9 protein-coding genes and 1 pseudogene are annotated in these 21494 nt (G+C 51.2%); 7 read left to right on the top strand and 3 right to left on the bottom strand.

Annotated features, from left to right (window positions below; genetic code table 11):
* The 3 genes and pseudogenes from MXE39_RS11910 to MXE39_RS11900 all read right to left on the bottom strand — a co-directional run.
* Window positions 1-232: pseudogene (locus tag MXE39_RS11910) on the bottom strand (flagellin); the annotation flags it as partial.
* A 477-nt stretch (window positions 233-709) separates the two neighbouring features.
* The gene (locus tag MXE39_RS11905; RefSeq protein WP_246977626.1) at window positions 710-1645 is read right to left on the bottom strand and encodes a flagellin; all 936 of its coding nucleotides are present in this window, start codon (window positions 1643-1645) and stop codon (window positions 710-712) included.
* 1172 nt (window positions 1646-2817) lie between these two features.
* The gene (locus MXE39_RS11900; protein ID WP_246977625.1) at window positions 2818-4038 is read right to left on the bottom strand and encodes a DUF6348 family protein; all 1221 of its coding nucleotides are present in this window, start codon (window positions 4036-4038) and stop codon (window positions 2818-2820) included.
* A gap of 2502 nt (window positions 4039-6540) precedes the next feature.
* Here MXE39_RS11900 and MXE39_RS11895 point away from each other — a divergent pair.
* From MXE39_RS11895 to dhaM, 7 genes are all read left to right on the top strand, one after another.
* A complete protein-coding gene (locus MXE39_RS11895; protein WP_246977624.1) occupies window positions 6541-8157 on the top strand; it encodes a hypothetical protein in 1617 nt (538 codons plus the stop codon).
* 225 nt (window positions 8158-8382) lie between these two features.
* Window positions 8383-12234 carry a DNA cytosine methyltransferase gene (locus tag MXE39_RS11890; RefSeq protein ID WP_247074161.1) on the top strand — a complete coding sequence of 1284 codons (3852 nt, stop codon included), beginning with the start codon at window positions 8383-8385 and terminating at the stop codon, window positions 12232-12234.
* Between the two features lie 990 nt (window positions 12235-13224).
* Complete coding sequence (locus MXE39_RS11885) at window positions 13225-14484, top strand: hypothetical protein (protein ID WP_246977622.1); 1260 nt, start codon at window positions 13225-13227, stop codon at window positions 14482-14484.
* Window positions 14485-15579: 1095 nt separating this feature from the next.
* Entirely contained in the window at window positions 15580-16014 is a 435-nt protein-coding gene (gene umuD, locus MXE39_RS11880) for a translesion error-prone DNA polymerase V autoproteolytic subunit (RefSeq protein ID WP_246977621.1), read from the top strand.
* Window positions 16015-16989: 975 nt separating this feature from the next.
* Window positions 16990-18822, top strand: a complete 1833-nt coding sequence (locus MXE39_RS11875; RefSeq protein ID WP_246977620.1) for a hypothetical protein — start codon at window positions 16990-16992, stop codon at window positions 18820-18822.
* A 180-nt stretch (window positions 18823-19002) separates the two neighbouring features.
* A complete protein-coding gene (locus MXE39_RS11870) occupies window positions 19003-19404 on the top strand; it encodes a hypothetical protein (protein ID WP_246977619.1) in 402 nt (133 codons plus the stop codon).
* 1416 nt (window positions 19405-20820) lie between these two features.
* Window positions 20821-21228, top strand: coding sequence for a dihydroxyacetone kinase phosphoryl donor subunit DhaM (gene dhaM / locus MXE39_RS11865; RefSeq protein ID WP_246977618.1), 408 nt, complete (start codon window positions 20821-20823; stop codon window positions 21226-21228).
* Window positions 21229-21494: the final 266 nt, after the last annotated feature.

The raw sequence follows: 21494 nt of genomic DNA, 5'->3' as shown, positions 1-21494 counted from the left end.
CGGTCTGGGCCAGAGCAATACCGTCAGAGCTGTTACGGTTACCCTGGTTAAGGCCATTAATCTGGGTAGTTAAGCGTGAGGAAATCTGGAGGCCGGCTGCATCGTCCTTGGCGGAGTTGATTCTCAGACCTGAAGAGAGTCTCTGGTATGTGGTAGTCAGCTGTCCCTGTACGTTATTGAGATAGCGTCTGCCGTTAAGCGAGCTTACATTGGTATTTACATAAACAGCCATTTTTCAGTCCTTCTTGCTTGTACTAACAACTTGATAATACAGGCAGGATAGGGTGTCCAGGCCTGCTCTGTAATATATGCCTATGCTAACGACCGACTGAAAATTCTTTGCCAATGCAAAACTGTATTATTCGCGATATCAAAAGTAAGCGAAAATTTTGAGCGCTATAGATATAGATTACGAATGTGTATTTATGTGTATAAGTGCGATATTTATGCGAAATATAGATATGAATCAAATGGTGTTCTAAGAGCTCCAACTACACCTGACTTTCCTGCTCCTCCATGCTGACGCAGTACAAGTAACAGATGCGTTTTAATCCTACGTTGATCTGGGCAATCTGCTCAGCATTAAGAAGCATCTGGTAACTCAGCCTCGGAGCTGGATACGCAGATAGCAAAAAGGCCCGCAGCCGTGAAGCTGCGAGCCTTTTGAAGGGCCGCAGGTGAATAAAACGACCCTGATAACAATTGCTTATTAGCCTAAGAGGGACAGACCCAGTTGAGGTCTGGTGTTAGCCTGCATCAGCATGGAGGTAGCAGCCTGCTGGATGATGGACTGCTGGCTGAGGTTGGCGGACTCTTCGGCGAAGTCGGCGTCGCGAATTCTGCTACGGGCATCAGCCTGGTTGGCGGAAACGTTTGCCTGATTGCGAATTGAACTCTCCAGTCTGTTCTGGATTGCACCTAGTCCTGAGCGGGCTGCGTCAACAGCGCCAATCATGGCATCAAGTGAGGATAACGCTGCCTCAATGTTCTCGGTCTTGGTCAGGCTGATTTTGTCAGGATTGTTGTTTGCTGCTTTGTTCCAGAACTTGCTAAGCACGTTGTCAGCGATGTTGCCAGCCTTTGCAATCTGGGAGAACTTCATGGCATTGACTTCAAAGCTGATAGTATCGCCCTTATTGGCACCTACCTGAAGAGTGAGCTTACCGATGTCATTTGAAGGCTGAGCAGCAGTACCACCCTTGGTCATGATGGAGTTTGTGCCGGCACCGTCCAGGATAAGAGAACCGCCGAACTTGGTCTGCTGGGCAATGCGGGTAATTTCCTGGGCCAGTGCGGTAGCCTCTTTACTGAGTGCTACGCGGTCATCGCCTGTGTTCGTGCCGTTGTTAGCCTGTACTGCCAGGGTGCGAATTTTCTGGAGCATGCCGGTAATTTCATCCATGGCACCTTCAGCTGTCTGGGCGAAAGCTACACCATCGGAGGCATTACGGTTACCCTGGTTCAGGCCATTAATCTGAGTAGTTAAGCGCGAAGAGATCTGGAGGCCGGCTGCGTCGTCCTTTGCGGAGTTGATTCGCAGACCTGAAGAGAGTCTCTGGTATGTGGTAGTCAGCTGTCCCTGTACGTTATTGAGATAGCGTCTGCCGTTAAGAGAGCTCACATTGGTATTTACATAGACAGCCATAACTCTTTCCTATTTTGTACTAACAACTGGAGGCGGCAGGTGTGCGAGCACACCTGCGCCTGATTCGCACTAATTGACCATGTTAACGAGTGGGCAATATTAAGTTTGAGTTCAACCGTCAGTGGTACTGATAATCTCAAATACAGGCGTGTAAACAAGTGTAAATAGATATCTAATTCAGGGGATCATGAATACGGTAATGACGGGGATCAGAACAGGTAAATAGATTCCACAAAAAACCGCTTCAGCAGCATGTTGTTAAGACAAATTTGACAGTCACCTGCCTGCTGTCTTGGACCACATCACCAAAGAAAAGCTCATATAAATCACATTTGTGCAGTGGGGCTGCAGTACGTCCGCAGCACAAGGTCAGTACCGGGACTTCCTGACGGTCACTGTGCTCCTGCACGCTCATCATAAAGTTTCATCATGTAAATTGCTTTTTGTTGGGTTGTGCACGTATGACAATACTGAAGATTCCGTCGTATTTGCCATTTCTGATAGTTCAGCAGCTGCATTGGCTGGCTCATATATTACCCATCACAGATCAGAGCCCAGGGTGATGTCTGTTGCTGACAGGCTGCCATAGTACGTTGTGCAGCCCACATCAGCCCTGTACTCAGCACTCATGGGGCACACTAATGAGTCTCAGCTGTGTTCTGTATTTGTCTTTTTCGTCTCCAGCAAATGAAGGTCTGTTTCAGCATACGCATGGTCTTGCCGAGGGGCAGAGAGCACCGTTAATGGCCTGCGTGCTCAGCCAGCTTGTGCCATTGGGGTGACTGAATTGTTCTGGCCTTTAGAGAACGAGGCGTAGCTGTCTTCTGATTGTTGGGTGGGGCAGTTTGACTTTGCGGCTATAGCTTCGGGAATGGAGTGCGTGACTTCCTGGAGCCTGAGCAGGTATAGCGGCCACAGAGGCCAGAGCCGAGCTGGCTCAAGGCCAGTCTTATGGTTTATTTGGCAGGGATATTTGATGCTGAACAATAGCCTGGAGGACGGTCGGATGGTCGGCACGTTGGCTGCACGGCTGGTTGGCACGTTGGTTGGCCGGTAGGATGGCCGGCACTTTGGCCGCACGGCTGGTCAGCATGTTGGCAGGCCGGCACGATGGCCGGTAGGATGGTTGACGACGGCCGGTCGGCTGGACGGCTGTGGTGCCTGTTATTTGCTCAGCGCAGTACGAAAGCCTCGCTGGCTGACAGGAGCAGGGTAAGGTTCTTGATGTCGGTAAGATGGGCCTTGGGGTTTTTGGCCAGAATGTCAGTGATGGTTTTGAAAATGGTGCTGGACTGGGCACACACGTCAAAGGCCACCTTGATGTCTTCTGGCATGGTTCCCTTGCCAAGGACCTTATCGAGTGCCTGGCAGATAGGCATGTAGTCGGTCATCTGATGGGTAAAGACCAGCACCGGTGAGTCATGACGGCCTATGGCCAGGGCTATGGCATCAGAAAAGCTAAGTTCGGCAAACTTGCGCTGGGCGCACAGCTCTGGCAGAAGCATGCACAGCTCTTCGGCCAGGGTATGGTCTTCAACGAGATTGTTAATAACATCAGGCAGCTGCTCGACCTCGCCTGGACCACAGTACTGGCCGTAGAGACGCAGAACTACATTGACCAGGTAGTCGAGCTCCTTCTGGAACTCACGGCTGAAGTTGTGGCCCTCAATGAAGGTATCGGGACTCTGGGAGATAAAGAAAAACATCTTATGAGAGCCAAAGCGCTCGGTAGGCCACATGCGGGTCATGGCCTCAAGGATCTCAGTAAGCTCATAGCTGATAATGCCATCAATGCGGCACTCACAGGTTACAGAGCCAAAGGAGCGTGAGGCGAAGATTTTGACCACGCAGAAGCGCTGGTTGCCAAGGCGTTCGGCAATCAGATCCTGCAGCTGCTCCCAGTAATACTGAGCCTCTTCAATGTCCGGGGCTTCACCAATGGATACAAGATCAGACAGCCACACCTGCCAGGAGTGAGTGTGTCCGGCAAAGTAGGAGTCAAAACGCTCATAGCAGGTGCCACCCTCTGCCATGAGCAGCAGGCCATCCAGAAAGGCCGAGGTAAAGGACTCCATGGCATTGGACAGGGATTCAGGCTGATTGGAGCCCATGCCGGCTGAGTTTTCTACTACAGTCTTGTCCCATTTTTCTGAGCTGACCTCAAAGCGCAGCAGTACGCTCTGGTTATTGCGCTGACCAATGGATGGAGCAAGGGTGATACCCAGTTCAGGGAAAGTAAGGATATTGGCATTACGCTGAGCTTTACGGCCATTAATCTCGTAATAGGCAACCAGATACTCACAGATCATGCATTCCAGATCGTAGTTATCCAGATTTTTCAGTTCGCCATCAAAAAAGTCAAACAGTTGTTCAGCAGCATGATTTCTTGCCATGTTTAATCCTTATCAGGAGCAGGCCTGATTTTTCCCCTGCAATCCTGAGTGGCAGAGGGGGTGTTCGGCAGTTTAAATGATGCCGGGAATCATATTGTCCTGAATATATGTATGCCTGCATCATGCAATGCCTTAATTGAGGCCGATTCTTTCCTGCCCCGGCCCCTGCTTGAGCATCTTACCATTAGCATTGGCAAGGGCACGGCCACGAACACTGCTACTGCCACTCCCACTCAGGCCAGGCCGGGGCATGCCAGGTCTGTGCTGTATGGCAATTCAGGCCCAGCCCGTAAGACTGAGCATGGTGTGAGACATAATCATATTGGGGGCACAGCCTTGAGTGCATGAATGCCAGTATTCAATGGTTGAAGCTGTGCTCTTAACCTGGGCTATGCCGGTCATGCCTGTCTGCCTTTTGGTTATGTCTGCATGGTCTTGAGCACAGGCAGCTCATATTCAGTCCCGTAACAGGGGCTGGCAATGAACCATGGCCTATGGCACATGGTTTCTTACCCTGGAACAATGGCCGAGAGGACAGCTCCGGGCGGGCAGTTACTCTGAGGGTCAGTAACAGGGGTGCCCGTTTCAACCAGCAGGATGCTTATTGCATGTGGCAAAAATACTGTGGCCTCAGGCAAATGCCGCTACTACAGCGTGAAAACAGGGGCTGCGAGCCTGTGAGCCTGTAAGGCTGTGAATCTGTGTGCACAACATTGCATAAAGGCAAGGTACTGCTGGCAGGAATGTAGGTCCTTAGCTGTACCTGGTTCTGGTATAAGTCTGTCTCAATCTGTCCAGGTTTGTCCAGGTCTGCCTAATTGGGATACAGACATAGCCTGCAGACACAGGCCCGGCAGGCAATATTATGACCGCTCTCCCGGGCGGGCAATTCTACTCCTGTCTCTACGCAGGTCAATCCCCTGAACATTTTCTTTGACCCCCTTGCCTGTAGAAAATTCCTATTCAGACAACGAAGGCTCATAAATGATCATATTGCAGGGCATAAAGCTGATGGGGGCTTGCCACACTGTCGGGGGCAGCAAGGCCGTTATATCCTTGATTAACGATATATCAAACAAACAGGTTCGGATAAAGTTCAATCGCTGTATGTGTTTAAACCTGTGTGCTTAATCGAGGTTTACACAAATTTAAATATGCTGCACATAAGCGGAAATGCCTGCAAACAGCGGCAAATGACAGTGACAGACACGCTATGTGCGATGCTGAAGGGATGCTTTTTGACTGCTGCACCATGCTGGTTGCTCCTGCTGTCATAACATGGCAAAACAGATGTGTATGCGAGTCAGTACCTGCCTTAGAGCATCATAATCACAGTTAAGCGCTCATGAAGCAGTTCAAGATGCATCAGGATCACAAAAACACAGACTTTAATCCTTATTATCCAGTCTGGATCACATCATGCCCCTGTCTGAGGCCCCCTCTGGGCGCCTGCGATGCACCATTGCCCCAAACTAATCCATGCGCCTGCCCAAAACAGACACAGGAACAGGCGCAGGCTCGCTGCATATGGCTGGAAAAGACATAAAGGGCGGCCAGCTGTACTGTGCTGCAAGAAAGCGCTGGCGCAGCGACCTCTGTTCTGTGCTGCAAAGGAGCACATGCTCATGTCGGCCCTTCATGCCTTTCAGGGATGACTATAGGCTTTGCCCTTGAGAGCCCCGCTGTCAGCAACGGTGCCAGCCATGAGGCACGGTCCATTAGAGCAGGCTCAGCAGCAGCGAGTGTAACTGTCTGCATAACCTCTATTGCATGTATGACAGCCCGGTATGCATGCCGGAGGGCTGGCAGTCAGCTGGTCAGCATGATGGCATTCCAGCATGCTGGGCTGAATGTGCGGCAGCTTGACTGCTTATTTTGATGTGTGCCTGATTAGAGCCATTTGTCTGAGCCTCTGTAGGATGCTGGCGTAGTTGCATGGCTTGATAATGGCACATTTGCGGAGCTGAGTGATGGCCTGGCTTCAGCGCTGGATAATGGCACAGCTGCAGCTGTGCGATGGCATGGTTGTACTGGGGCAGGTGGTGAGTGCCTTTACAGTGCAAGACAGGGGTAAAATGGGCTTCAGGTTGCTGCAGGGCGCGTGGATACGTCGATAAAATGTTCCTGGCCTGTGCGTACCCTTGACTGCCATGGTAAACTATTGAGGTTATGCTCCTTACGGAGCACAGGCCGGCAGCGCGGCTGCCTGCACTGGTGCAGCAGCGCTGAACCAGATGGATATCAGGCCTGAGGAATTTGATGCTGGACAGAAGCTGCTGACCGGCTGCAGCTGTCAGATGCTGTAAGTACTGACAGACTTAGGGTTATTGATTTGCTCTTTGCAGCAGGTTGCGGTTATTTTTCCTGTACCCATTTGTACGCAATGCGCTCTGAGCAGGTATCAGGTTGCCTGCCGGTCCCTTGCCACAGTGTGCTGCTTTATTCGGTTTTTGCAGTTAAGGGTCTGCTCCCCTTAATAAGATCTTTGATACGGTTACTGCCTTGAACAATGAGCTTTATATTGTTGATGTATATGTGCCTAACGAGGGTGAGCCTGAAAGCGCCCTTGAGTTAAGCATATTGCGCCTGAACGCAGTCCACAGCCGACCAAGGGTTCATGTGCATACCTACATCATGCCCGGCAGCTACCATCTGGCCCGTATCCGCTGGTCTGATGCCGTTAAACACGGTATTACCCAGGACATGTTCCGTGATACTTTCTGGCCAACCCTTTCTGACATCATCAATGCTGACTATCTCAAAGGTGCTGAGGTAGTGTGCTTTTGCAGCAATATCGAGCCAGTCCAGACCCTGGTAAAAAACTCCTCATTCCGTTTCAGTATTCTCAACCGCTGGCAGGAAGTCTTTGCCGGCGATGCTGTGGCCAGCTCCTTTACTACCTGTGCTCAGATGCTCGAGTACATGGGCCTCGATCCTGAAGATCACTCCAATACCGGCTATACCGCTTCCATGAAGCGAGCTCATGCCTATCTTGCTATCTGGAGTTATCTGTGGCAGTGCTCCAACTTCCATGTACGCCCACCGGCAGGCTACACAACTTTCTCGCAAAATCCTTACTGGCCGCTGGTCAATGTACCTGATCCATGGTATCAGGGTGATCCAAAAGAACTGACTGAGATCCCGTCGGCCGCTCTGCAGGATTATTTCTCTGATCGCCTTCCTGACTATGTCAACTGGTCAAACATGTGCATTTACGGCAATGACTGGAGCTTTGGCCGCTCCCGCAGTGTAGATGTACACCTGACCAATCAGGATGTGATGATCAATTTCATCTTCTACAAGCTCTTTAATCTGCGTACCCGTCTGCTGGTACTGGCCTTTTACAGCCTGTATAACAAGAAGACTGAGTATGCACGCATTATTGCCCTGCATCAGAATCACTTCAACACCCTGAAAAATCACATTAAGGATGACTTTGCATCCTTCGTGATTTCTCATCTGGATGACTTTCTGACCGGCAAGCAGAAAAAGAAGATTATCTCAGCTCTGGTCAACTCGGCTCTGCAGTCCAAATTTGAAGAGCCTGAAGAGCAGCTCAACTATACATTCCTCAAGCGCAATGCTGACCGCAAGGTTATGAGCTTTGATGAGCTTACCCTGAGCAAAAACAGCTCCATCCAGTGGTACCGCCAGATCTCTACCAAGGAAGATGTTATCTACCGCTGCTTTACTATTATGGGCAGCCCTGACGAGCGCAATGACTGCATTGACAATATCAATGAAAAGATAGGTCAGCTGCTTACCGAAGCCAAAGATCCTTTTGCCCAGTGCTGGCTGCGCCAGGACCTCAAGGAGTGGATTGAATACATTACCGGCTTTACCTGGATGGAGCTGGCCCGACCAGCCATGGCCACAGACTCAGGCAGCCTTACCGACACCCGCAATACCATCAGAGGCATTATCTCCGAGCGTTCCAGGCCTTTCCTGAGATCCTATGTAGGCAACTTCAGGACAGTAATCGACTCCATTAATGAAACCAAAGATGGTGAGAAGACTACTTTCTGCTTCTCTTTCATGGGCACCACCTATGACATCGTGGTCGACAAGACCGATGATGGCAGCAGCATGTTTGCCAAATGGAAGAAAAAGCTCCTTTGACCTCCTTCCCATACCTGTAAAGACGCTGGTATAATCCCTGTGCGCCGCTGGTCCCCAGAGCGTACAGGACTCATGTTTAAGCCCTTCGGGCATCACATGCCCTTTCTCTTATCCCCCGGCCGCTCAGGCCTTTTATTTTTCGTAGCGTGCAGGCTCGTACCGTAAGGTGCTGAGGTGTATTACTCATGCCCCGAATGTATGCTTGCCGGTCAACAGGATTTACTAATGAAGACTTATATCAGTTTGTTCAGCTGTTCCGGCATTGGCTGTTACGGATTCAAGATGGAAGGCTTTGAGTGTATAGCCACAAACGAGCTGATACCACGCCGACTGGCCGTGCAGATGGCTAATGGCAAATGCCGCTATCCTGAGGGCTATATCTGTGGTGATATAACAGATGAAGAGGTAAAGGGCCGTCTTTACGATCAGATTGAGTTCTGGAAAAAGCATGAGCACATCAAAAGGGTTGATGTGCTGGTAGCTACTCCTCCATGCCAGGGCATGTCAGTAGCCAACCATAAGAAGACTGATAATGAAATTAACCGCAACTCTCTGGTAGTTGAGTCCATCAAGATTATCAAGAGCGTTCGACCAAGATTTTTTATCTTTGAGAATGTGCCGGCTTTCATGAAGACCCTGTGCACCGACATTGATGGTGTGGATAAGCCTATTGCTCAGGCTATCAAAGAAAATCTTGGTGACGAGTATTCCTTTGACTACCGTATTATCAATTTTAAGAATTATGGTGCCTGCTCGAGCCGTACCCGCACTCTGGTCATAGGCGTCAGCCGTGAGTACGCTGATGAGGTTTCTCCATTTGAGCTTTATCCTGAGACTGTGCCGGAGAAAACTCTGCGTGAGGTTATTGGATCAATGAAGAGCCTTGAGGTCATGGGGGAAATTGACCCTGATGATGTTCTGCATGCATTCCGAGCCTATCCTGAGCATATGAGAATGTGGGTGCATGATCTCAAGGAAGGTGAAAATGCCTTTGACAATGAGGATATCTGTAAAAAGCCTCATAAGATTGTCGATGGCATGCCTGTAGTAAATCAGCGCAAAAACGGTGACAAGTACCGCCGCCAGATCTGGGACAAGGTAGGTCCATGCGTTCATACCAGAAATGATCAGCTGGCCAGCCAGAACACTGTGCATCCTGCCGATGACCGTGTTTTCAGTGTCAGAGAGCTGATGCGCATGATGACCGTACCGGACTCATTCAGATGGACTGAGCACAGCTATGAGCAGCTCAATGCCATGTCAACTGATGAAAAAATAAGATGGTACAAGCTCAATGAAATGAACATCAGGCAGTGTCTTGGTGAAGCTGTTCCAACAGTAATTTTCCGTGGCATAGCATCAGCCGTGTCCAGAGCACTTGAGCATGAGCCTCTGACCCCACGCGCTATTATCGATATTGTAAAGCGTCAGGCCTTCAGCTCTGTTGATGAGGTGGTGGAGTTTATCAGGACCAACCCGCTTAACCTGTCTCTGTCTGCTCTGGGCAGAGTAGCTGAAATGTCAAATACCAACCGTACTGACAACGGCGCCTATTACACCAGTAAAACCCTGATCACAGAGATGATCAAATTACTGCCTGATGTTGATAAGGACGAGATTCATATTCTTGAGCCATCAGCCGGTGTTGGTAATTTTATCCCTATTATTGCCAGTCATTTTACCGGCAAAAGAGTTCAGATAGACCTTGTAGACATTGATCCTGACAGTTCACGTATCTGCAAGGCTCTGATGGACAAGTATGAGCTTCCAGATAACTGCTCTGTAAAATATATTGTAGATGACTTCCTGACACATAACTTCAGCAGCCGTTATGACTTTGTTATTGGCAATCCGCCTTTTTTCAAGATGAAAGCAGGAAAGGGCAGTATGCTCAGTACCTATCAGCATGATGCCGTCAATAAGGGAGCATCAAACATATGCTCTTTCTTCCTTGACAAGGCAGTAAAGCTTGCCGACTATGTGGCTCTGGTTTTTCCCAAGTTCATCCTCAACACTCCTGAATTTGCTCCGTCACGCCAGTATCTGAGTGATATGCGTTTTGACTGCATAATAGATTTTGGAGAGCATGGTTTCCCTGGTGTTCTGATTGAAACAGTAGCCCTGCTTATCAACACCACAGCAAAGCCAAAAAGAACCAGAGTCATTTCCATGACTCAGCATCTTGATCTTGATCAGGAGCAGAAATACATATTCGATCCGCAGCTGCCATACTGGATTATCTATCGTGACCAGGATTTTGATGCAGTATGTGACAAGCTTGATTTTGACCGCTTTACCGTTTTCCGCGACCGTCAGCTGACCAATTCCACCATGTCTGACAGTGGCGATATCCGTGTACTCCGATCTCGCAATATCAGTGATGACGGCTGTCAGATCATCGATAGTGAGGGCTATGACGCATATATCAGTAAGGATGATGCCAGAGCCCTGTCAGTATATGACTACCTTGATCGCGATGATGTTTACCTGACTCCAAACATGACCTATTACCCAAGGGTTATGAAGAAACCAAAGGGAGTTCTGGTCAACGGCTCTGTGGCTATCCTTATTCCCAAGGACAGGAATACGGTACTTACAGATGAGCAGTGTCTCTATTTTTCGGGTGACGAGTATCGCAGGTTCTACCGCATTGCGCGCAACCACCAGACCCGATCTCTAAATGTCGATGCCTGCTCTGTATTTTTCTTTGGTGTGCTGCGTGAAGATGCCCCAAAGCATGCTCCAAAGCATGACCCTGAGCTCTCGGTAGATGCTGACTTTGTTCAGAATATGCCTCTGTTCCGCATGCCCTCTCAGTCAGTCTTGGAGGGTAAAACTGCAGGCACAGCCCCGGCAAAGACCACAGTGCGCAGCAAGGCTACTCAGTCAGCCCCGGAGGGTAAAGCTGCAGGCACAGCCTCTGCAAAGACCACAGTGCGCCACAAGTATACTCAGTCAGTCCCGGAGGGTAAAGCTGCAGGCACAGCCCCGGTAAAGACTACAGTGCGCAGCAAGGCTACTAAGTCAGCACCGGAGGGTAAAGCTGCAGGCACAGCCCCGGCAGAGACCACAGTGCGCAGCAAGGCTACTAAGTCAGCACCGGAGGGTAAAGCTGCAGGCACAGCCCCGGCAGAGACCACAGTGCGCCGCAAGGCTACTCAGTCAGCACCGGAGGGTAAAGCTGCAGGCACAGCCCCGGCAGAGACCACAGTGCGCCGCAAGGCTACTCAGTCAGCCCCGGAGGGTAAAACTGCAGGCACAGCCCCGGCAAAGACCACAGTGCGCAGCAAGGCTACTAAGTCAGCACCGGAGGGTAAAGCTGCAGGCACAGCCCCGGCAAAGACCATAGTGCGCCGCAAGGCTACTCAGTCAGTCCCTGAGGATAAAGCTGCAGGCACATCCCAGGCAAAGACCACAGTGTGCCGCAAGGCTACTAAGTCAGCCCCGGAGGGTAAAGCTGCAGGCACAGCCTCTGCAAAGACTACAGTGCGCAGCAAGGCTACTAAGTCAGCACCGGAGGGTAAAGCTGCAGGCACAGCCCCGGCAGAGACCACAGTGCGCCGCAAGGCTACTAAGTCAGCACCGGAGGGTAAAGCTGCAGGCACAGCCCCGGCAGAGACCACAGTGCGCAGCAAGGCTACTAAGTCAGCACCGGAGGGGAAAGCTGCAGGCACAGCCCCGGCAGAGACCACAGTGCGCCGCAAGGCTACTCAGTCAGCACCGGAGGGTAAAACTGCAGGCACAGCCCCGGCAAAGACCACAGTGCGCCGCAAGGCTACTCAGTCAGCTCCGGAGGGAAAAGCTGCAGGTACAGCCCCGGTAAAGACTACAGTGCGCCGCAAGGCTACTCAGTCAGCTTCGGAGGGAAAAGCTGCAGGTACAGCCCCGGCAAAGACCACAGTGCGCCGCAAGGCTACTCAGTCAGCACCGGAGGGTAAAGCTGCAGGCACAGCCTCTGCAAAGACCACAGTGCGCAACAAGGCTACTAAGTCAGGCCCGGAGGGTAAAACTGCAGGCACTGGCCCGGCAAAGACCACAGTGCGCAGCAAGGCAAACTCCGGCAAAAAGGCAAAATAACGAAGCACAAAGCAGCAATCTGCCATTCAGGCATCAGGATAATGCAGCATCATAGAATGTTGCTACAAGTTGCTGTCATGTAGCAGAGTGCTGTCACAGCATGTAGCAAGTTTGCAGGTCGTGACAGCACCATGATGAGAGCTGCAGCGCTTTTCTGCATAAGGGCTGCACAGCGCACAAAGCATCAATACACAAGCTGTAAATCAACTGCTGACACTCAGCCTGGCAATGGCTGAACAGTAATCTTCTTTATCCAGGCAAAAGGCCGCATGCGATCTCAAGTATCAGCAGCGGCCTTTGTTTTATGCGGACAGTTTGTAGCAAAAATTGCTTGTGTGTACTGAAAAACTGTTCATCTGGATCTTTTAAAACTCTGTGTTGACGCTAATTATTGCCCGCTATACTGAAAAAAACATGAGAACACAGGATATGCAGTTTTGCTGCTCCCTGACGACCGTTTCCAGCATTAGCTGAGCATGAAAACGCTCGGGTTAATGCTTGTGCAAAAACATGTCTAAAGGCATGCATTATCCCATAAATATCAGCTTTGATGTGGGCAGTATCTGCCTTTGTACAAGCTGATGTAGGAGGTGTGTCAGGTGATTCTTTCAATATTCTCTATAATACGTAAAAGAAAGCATACTGTATTTTTCTTCTCTGTGTTGCAGCTAATTATTGGCCGCTATACTGAAAAAAAGCTCGAGCAAATCCAGTAAGTAAAGTTCAGCCCGACTGTGGTTAAAATGGCTTTTATATGCGCCTTTTACCATATATGAAAGCTGTAGTTTTACTAAATGACAGATATAATTCCGGCCTGATTGCCGGGTCGTTAACCCATAAATACTCTGTAAAATATTTTGCAGAGGTTTAATTAGAAATCCTGAAATCTGTCTGATGCCCCCTTATCTCTGCCAGGGGATGCTAATCATCAAACATAAGAAATGCTGTCCTGAACAGCACAGCTCAGTCTTATAAACCGGAGTACCTAATATGATTTCAAAGCAATATGTTCTGGATTTTATAAACTCTCATGACTACGATGTCAGAAAGAGTCACAATGCTCGATGGATTGACCAGAAGTGCACACCTGATGTAGTGATGATTGTTGCCGACTGCGTGCTGCACTACTCTTATGAGAAGAATGAGCCTTTTACCCGTACTGACATCTGGCGCTGTCAGTATGCTGAGGAAAACGTTCATGATATTTTCCGCAAGCCGTCAGTGCATGACAAAAATGCAGAAAGTGAGTACGACAAGTTTTTCTCTCAGCCGCTTAAGCTTCTTGCTTATGCCGGTGTTCTCAACGAGCAGAAAGGCACCCCTGACGGCAAACAAATTAAAACCAACTTTTATACTGTCGCCGATATTGAGGTGTTGAAGTTTATTGCCGCAAGAGAGCTCAATTCTCTGTATTTCGTTACTGAGTACATCAGCAAGGTTCTCTCTGACAGCGGTCTGACTCCAGACTTTGAAGCTTTCTTTGATGAGCAGACCCCTGAGGCAATGGATGCCCTGCGACACAGCTTCTTCTCATTCACCCAGAAAAACACCCCTGTCAATGGCGATCTTGAGTGTGGCCGTATCTTTACCAAGATCATTAACCCTCTGGCTTTCAGCAGAAATCTAAGGGGTACTGAGCGCGGTGCCATTTCAAAGCAGGCCATTGGTTACGCTGATTTGATGTACAACCGCAATAACTTCCGTGATTTGCTGGTCAACAAGCCAAAGGGCGTTACCAGACAGGAGTATGCTCAACAGCTGCCAGATATGCCCAATGATGGATATATCAAACTCATGTCCATCAAGAGCAAGCAGTATCTTAAGGAGTACAACGATCAGTTCCGCGCTTCTGTCACTGAGCACAATGATGATATTGAAGTGAACGGTCTGGGAGTACACGTGCATCATATTTTCCCTGAGGCTGTCTTCCCCGAGATTTCGGCATATCTGGAAAATCTGATTGTGCTGACTCCAACTCAGCATCTGACTCATGCCCATCCAATGGGCAAGACCAGAGTTATTGATCCTGCCTATCAGCATCAGCTGATTCTTTCCAAGATCAACCGTATCAGGGAAAACCTGTCTGACAGTGATCCAGGTCTTCTCAATATGTGTGAGCCTGGCTACGACTTCAACAATCTGCTTTATGTGCTCAGCACCGGTCTTGAAGACGAAAGCATCAATGATATTGCCAGTGGCGATTACGACAGCCTTATTGCAGCCGTTAACGCCCACTACCAGGCCGCCTGATATTAAGTGGCAGAGAGCCTGTCAATGAGCCTGTCTGCCACCAGATTTCAGGTCCACCACACACCATGCCACCATAAGCTGGTTGCCGTTACCATAATTCTTAAATAACGGCACCAGCATATTCACATACTGCCCTCCAATCTGGATATCATCCATCACACACCCATACTGATATCATTCATCGAACACCCATCCTGCAGCAAGTGCTGTTATGCATGTCATATATTTCATGTGTGTCATGCATTTCATGCCTTGCCGCCGAAGGCTCAGCCCATACAAATACAGCTGTGCTGAGGCCCTTGACCACAACAAAAGCCACTCATGCCTCTCATGGCAACAGTATGCGAGTACTATATGAGTGTTTGCCTGACATGAGGCAGGCAAGGCTCACCCAGTTCCGACCTCACCAAACAACATCTCACCACACCACATCTAACTTCAGTCCCTTGCCAGGAGCAAGGCTACAGCCATGTCTGCAAAAGTCCCATGCCAGCATCATAATGCGCTAAAAACAGCGGTTTGCGACAGTCTAAGAGACAGTGTTTCAAATGCTGTTCAGGAATTTTGTTCATTTTCAGGCCCGTTTTGGGCCTTTTTGCTTTGTGCTCAGGCATAATTACCTGAGCAGCCCGGTTTTTCCACCCGGCTCTGACAGTGCAGCTCCCTGATATTTCGGTCACATGTGGCAAGTGACCATCAGAATCGGTCTGCACCCTGCTGCCACCAAGACTGGCCAGCGCACAGAAACAGTCCCCTGTGCTAAGAGCCAGCGGCCCCTGACCCGAGGCTCTTAGCCCGAAGCTGGGGCCTTGAACTCGAGGCCATGAGCATTGAGCCTTAGCCTGATTCTGAGGCTCAGGCCCTGGGAGCTATGCTCTGGGCCATGAGCCATAAGCACTGACGAATTGGCTATGTGTGATTCGTCGCTGCAGGCGCGCAGCTCTGTGCAGCTGTAGCTGCGGCTGTCGCAGCGGTTTTGGCTGTGGCGCAGCAGCGCCTCAGGATGTGAGGGGCACACTGGTATCAGCAGTAGCTGATAAGTGACGGGCAGTGGAAGCTGGACGTGTTTTGTTTTTGTGTAATGAGGTAAGAGCAATGGCAGATCGTGTCATTCCTCACGGCGTGGTGCCGAATCCTAAAACCACTCTTAGTCTGCCTGTGGCTTTTGAGACCATTCAGGCTGGCTTTCCTGCCCCTAATGGCGGCTATATTGACGGCAATCTTGATGTCAACGAATTCCTTGTAAGTCATCCCAGCTCCACATATATCTACAGAGTGGCAGGTGACTCCATGATTGAGGCAGGCATTATGCCTGATGATTTTGTGCTGGTAGATTCCTCAATAGAGCCCCGTTCCAACGACATAGTAGTTGCCATGGTAGACGGCGAGTACACCATCAAAAAGCTGGTCAAAGGACCACCACCTCAGCTGGTACCATGTAATAAGGAATACTCTCCAATATTTATTGGAGAGTATACCGAAGTAACAGTAATCGGACCGGTAATCTCAGTAATACGCAAATACCACTGAACCTGCCAGATCCAGCCCCACCGGCCCTGACTGCCCGAATGTCAGGGCTCAACTAGCCCGGATGCCTGGCTGTTGGAGCTCGCTGCCCTATCAGCCTGGCTGTCAGAGCACAGCTGGCATAAAATCACTACGTTTTGCCAGCAGCCGCTGCCATAACAGCTCTTGCAGCCGATGAGAGTGCTGCTCGGCTGCAGTACGGCTGCATTACGGCCGTTGTCAGATGTCATCAGTAAGATCTCCTGCATGTGTTATGTTACTGAAGCCGTTATGGGCGGCAGCTGGAGCAATCAGCGCCAGACATACCAGCCAGCAACAGCACAGAGCTGTTCAAATCACTACCGGAGCTGTACATGACCGCTGCTGACCATACTGGCAGCAGAAAAGAGCTGCAGGGCGCACACCCACATACTGCTATCGCAGTTTCATGCATGTATCTTATGTTTCTGTAGCCGACTTGCCCTACTCCTGCCTTATGGAAAGTGCCCGGCTGGCAGGTCGCTAATTTCCATGTCCATGATCATAAGTATGCAGCTGACATATGCTTTGCAAAGTATTTTGTAGAATGTAACCTGGTTCAAGTTACCAGGTTTCGGCGTAATGCAGTGGACCTGATGGTACATGGTACAGGGCTTTGCCCTTGGATATGAGCACTGATCCAAATGTCAGGTTGGGCGTGGCGATATGCCGCGCTGCGACTTTGAGTCTTTGGGCTTGCTCCCTGGCTGCATGGCGGAGCTGAGTTCGTTGTGACGGCGGCATGATATCGAGGTTCAGGCCTGAATCAGTGCCTTGCACGTGAGGCGCATGGAGCTGGGCACTTTATAATGGGCACCGTGCACTGTGAGCATGGCAATGTGTACAGGGTACGGTCATGGCAGCGTGTGCAGGGCACTGTAATGGCAGCGTGTAAAGGGCACTGGGCATGGACGCTGTGCTGCTCGGTTGCGGCAAGACTGGTTAAGCAAGGAAGAATATATGGGACGTCCACGTAAAGACAGCCGTTCAGTAAAAAGACAGCGCAGCGTCTTTCTATCCGACGAGGAATATGTCCGTCTTAAGGACATGGCTGCCACCTGGGGCATAACCGTCTCCCAGATGGTCTCCGAGCTTATCAACCAGGCCTGGGAGAGTAATGCCTATCTCAACGGATATGACAGACTCAGCGCCGATGAGCGCCATCAGCTCTCCGAGCAGCGTATGCGCACCATGGAGCGTACCCGCCGTCGCGCTATTGGCTTTGAGGGATCCTATTACGATCGCATGAACGGCCTGGACCGTGGTCTTACCAATGTCATGATCATTGCAGCTCCTGAAAATATTGGCAGCTCAGGCTTAGGCAGCGGTGCAGCCAGCGGTGCCGGTGGCGGAGCTGGCGGCCAGCAGGGCCGTCGTGAGTTTCCCGGTATTTTCTGCAGCAGTCTTGGCAATGTGTGGGTAGTGCCTTATGGCATGCTTGACCGTCTGACCTCAGTAGAGCTTATGGGCTGGCCCTGCTATGCCTCGGTGCTTGATTACTTTGCCGGTTCTCCTATACCAAAGAGCCATCTGGGCGAGTTTATCGACACTAATAAGAGCCATGTGCTCTCCAGTTATGCTGAAAAGGCCGTGCTCAAGCGTCTTTATGAGCTTTATGGCAGGATGCGCATGCCTGAGCTGCCACAAAGCCCGTTAATGCGCCGTCAGCAGCTGCATGAAAAGAGACAGCGCCTGATTGACAGGCTCATGTCCATTGCTGCACGTCGTGCTTCGTCCCGGGAATCAGCTTTTGATGCAGCTGCAGCAGCCTCATCGACAGTGTCTGGCTCATCTTTGGTACCAGGAACATCTCTGGTGCCTGGCACTTCAGGTACAGGGCTGCCTTACAGCACTGAGACTCTGACCTTCCTTATGAGCACCATGAGCGATGAAGAGCTCAGCAGCATGGAGCTCAACTCTGATGACTGGCTGTATGAACTCTTTACCAGTCTTGAGACCTTTACCGGAAGCAGGGGCTCACCTGTTTCCTGGCGCTGGCTGCGCGAGGCTCAGCAGGCAGCAACTTTCCATGATCCAAAGCCTGAAGGATCTGACACTGATTACGATTACGATGACCAGTCAGCTGCTGGCAATGGCGCTGGCACTGGCTATGCCGATGGCTCTGGCTCTGGTTATGGACCTGGCCATGGCGGCGCTGCAGGTTCAGCTGACGGCAGCGGTGATGGGGATAACCACAGCCCATGGGTAAGCCGTCTTGACGGGGACATGAGCTCCCTGCTCAGGGGGGCAACCATGGAAACAGCCGGCAGTATCCTGGCTCAGGAGCTGATGCAGGCGGCAGCCGGAAAGGACAACACCGACCTTGCTGGTCCTGCCGGTCATTCCGGTACCAGGAGCACATTCCAGACCCAAACGCATGCTCACAGTGCCATGGAGCAGGGGGATGATGCAGCTACATCAGGTCCATCCGTTGCAGGCGCATCAGCTGCAGGGACTGCTGGTGCAGGACCTGCTGGTGATGACAGTAGTGCGGACCAGGCAGGAGGTAATAGCGCTGCTGGGCTGCGTCTGCGCAAAGGACGACAGCGCTCGGCTGAAGCCGAAGAGCTGGAGCGTGGCGCCCCGGCCCGCAGCTTTGCTGTGGCCTCGCCGGCAGTTGCAGAGCTCATGCGTCGTCAGGTAGCCGCAGCCGGGGGTGATGACAGCGCCGCACAGTCACCAGACGCCAGCTCCAGTGGTCAGAGCCAGAAGGGCGGCGCCAGCCAGACCAGAAAACAGTCACCATCAGGCCACAATATGCTGGCCCCTGACCTCTTTGCTCATGACCATTAATACAGCTGAATTGCATAAAGCACCAGGCAGTCCAGGCTCTTTGCCTGTTTCCATGCTCTTTGCCGGTGGGCCCTCTGGCAAGCTGTAACAGTCTGTCTGGTGACTTATGAAATACACCGTACTGACTGCTCAATGAGCTGTGACCCAGCCAGTAATTATGGCTGGGCTCTGGTTCTTTGCATGGCAAAGGCCCTTGCCATGCGCATGCAGGCTGCTGTCCTGCCTGCATGCATGCGCAACTTGAATGCTCAATTCAGCCTGGCCAGACCCTGCACAGCCAAATTCGACGCTCACATCCCTGTGTTTCTCACTTCCCTCTTTCTCTATTTCCCCACCACCCAAAACAGTCTTAACGGGCGGCTGGCAACAGCACTCTTTCAAATTAAGGTGAAGCATCCGTCTGGTGGGTTGCAGATATGCGGCACAGCTGCGTCACACTACGGCTTTGTGGTCAGCGGGTATGGGGAGCTGCCTGATACGTTGGAGCCATACGTATTGGCTGCAGACGGGTTTTGGACTGGGATGTTGACCGTGCGCGTGTACGTAATGGACCTGGGCTGTGAGCTTGCAGTCAAAGTTTGACAAGTGTCATGGTATTGGGCCGTGTGCTCTTTATCAGCAGCGATACGGTGCGCTATACTGCACTGAGCCGTAATCTGCAGCCATACTGTGATGGCATGCAGGTCTGTTCAGGTCCTGAAGTCCTGGAAGCTGCGGCTGTGGTAATTAGTGATTGTTCTTTTTCTGAGCTGACTGTTTCGGCATGCCCAGGCATTTATCCTTACAAACTGAGGCCCTGCCATTCAATTGTATTTTCCCTGTACTTTATCCACTTCATCTCAGGGGATGATATCCCTGGGGCCTGACCTTTGTTTCCTGATGTGCATTGCCGCTGACCTCCTCTTTCATCCGTATGGATGAATAAAGCAGCATGGCCAGATGGATGAAGAAAGCAGCTGCCAGGCCGGCACATTCAGCCCTGCCAGGCCCGGCCTTGCAGCCAGGCTGGCCAGTCCTGCCTGTACAGGCAGGGCATGCCCGTCCTGTAGGGATGCGCCCTACTGGTTGTAAGACTGTGCCTACCGTCCACTTAGTCTCAATGTTGCAGTGCTATGCTGAACATGGGGGACTGCATGCCCGCTTAGTGGTTCCAGAACCGTCCCGGCAGCTGCAGCTGAGCCCGGCTTAGTCTGACAGGCCTGGGCTGGTCCTGACATGCTGTCTGTAAGCTCATATGCCCGTTATTGTGCGAGCATGGTACTTACAGCTGTGGCTTTGCAGGGCACTTGTCTGACTGTAAGGCTGGTCGGCTTCCGTATGGCAGCTGTTCTGGCCATGTGCCGCCCGCCATGGTGCTTTTTGCCCTATAGCGCTGGTAAGGGCACTGACAATGCTTTGGAGCTGGCAGATGCAGAGCTGCTGACTGTACCCTCTGTATGCGCGCCTGATGCTGGCCTGCATGGACCTGCATTGTGTGGCTGTGCGGCTTGATGTCGTCTGGGCTTACCTGGTGCAGGGCTGTCTGGTTCGGCTGGGCTGACTGGATGCCTGTGCCAGCTTTGAGCGGCTATGAGTACTGTTCTGCCTGAATATCATGACCATAATGGGTTGTCAGGCATGGTCTGTAAGGCTGGTCACAGGTTCATTTTTTCTGCTGAGCTGGTGCTGGTGACCGGACTGTTTGGGGTTTGTGGATGTAATCGTTTACCTTCCCATATGCTTCGGATTGTCTGTTTGCAGCTGTGTGGCAGCGGCCAGGGCTTGCCTGTATGACAGGAGAGCTTTGGCAGACTGGTATACAAGCATGGCGCTAAAGCGCGTATTAATGGGCTTTGCGGGCTGAATTGCTGTCAGGTGGGGCGGGATATGTGATTTTGTCATATCCAGGTACGGGGCCGGGCTAATCAGTGATAAAATACACAAGGTATGTAAGGAATCTTTGACCAGGGGTCAGAGTGTCCTTGTTTTATGGCAGCTCTGGAGAATCAAGGAGTTTTTATGATTGGTATTGTTGTTGTCTCTCACAGCACTAAGGTAGCTGAAGGCATCTGTGACATGGTTCAGCAGATCTCCTCACGAGATGGTGCTCCTATGCCTATTTTCCCGGCTGGCGGCAATGCTCAGGGCGGCCTTGGCACTGATCCTCAGAAGGTTCTGGACGCTATCAGAAAGGCTGATCAGGGTGAGGGCGTAGTAGTTTTAGCTGATCTGGGCTCCGGTGTTATTTCCTCCCAGGCCGCTATTGCCATGCTCGAGGAGCCATTACGCTCCCGCGTCAAGATTGCCGATGCCCCAATTTTAGAGGGTGCCGTAGGTGCAGGTGTTGAGGCAGCTTCTGATGGCGAGTCTACCCTTGATCTCGTAGTCTCCACTGCCGAGGGTGCCCGTCAGCTTCACAAGAAGTAAGCGCAGGCAGCCTCAGGCTGCTCAGGCACATTCACAAAACCCATGCTGCCCGGAAAGCTATTCCGGGGCATGGGTTTTTTCATGCCTGCAGCCGTCTTCTGGCAGGCCGACGGGCCCGGCCCGCAGGACCGGCCCGCAGGTACGTACTAAATTTATGTGGGGTGTATATATTTCTGCAAAACCCTATAATTAAGCCATTCCTGATGACAGTAGACTTTCTGCTGAAAGAGCCTTCATTGCGATCTGATTGCGACACCATACTTCTA

Origin of the sequence: Anaerobiospirillum sp. NML120511, assembly GCF_023050955.1 — a bacterium.
Lineage (GTDB): Bacteria > Pseudomonadota > Gammaproteobacteria > Enterobacterales > Succinivibrionaceae > Anaerobiospirillum.
The sequence above is the reverse complement of the archived record's forward strand: the minus strand, read 5'-3'. Positions and strand labels throughout refer to the sequence as shown.

Bases quoted from the DNA above. Each gene is read 5' to 3' on its own strand.
- MXE39_RS11870 (WP_246977619.1), top strand. From the start codon at position 19,003: ATGGCAAAGGCCCTTGCCATGCGCATGCAGGCTGCTGTCCTGCCTGCA.
- MXE39_RS11905 (WP_246977626.1), bottom strand. From the start codon at position 1,645: ATGGCTGTCTATGTAAATACCAATGTGAGCTCTCTTAACGGCAGACGC.
- MXE39_RS11890 (WP_247074161.1), top strand. From the start codon at position 8,383: ATGAAGACTTATATCAGTTTGTTCAGCTGTTCCGGCATTGGCTGTTAC.
- MXE39_RS11885 (WP_246977622.1), top strand. From the start codon at position 13,225: ATGATTTCAAAGCAATATGTTCTGGATTTTATAAACTCTCATGACTAC.
- MXE39_RS11900 (WP_246977625.1), bottom strand. From the start codon at position 4,038: ATGGCAAGAAATCATGCTGCTGAACAACTGTTTGACTTTTTTGATGGC.
- MXE39_RS11875 (WP_246977620.1), top strand. From the start codon at position 16,990: ATGGGACGTCCACGTAAAGACAGCCGTTCAGTAAAAAGACAGCGCAGC.
- dhaM (WP_246977618.1), top strand. From the start codon at position 20,821: ATGATTGGTATTGTTGTTGTCTCTCACAGCACTAAGGTAGCTGAAGGC.
- umuD (WP_246977621.1), top strand. From the start codon at position 15,580: ATGGCAGATCGTGTCATTCCTCACGGCGTGGTGCCGAATCCTAAAACC.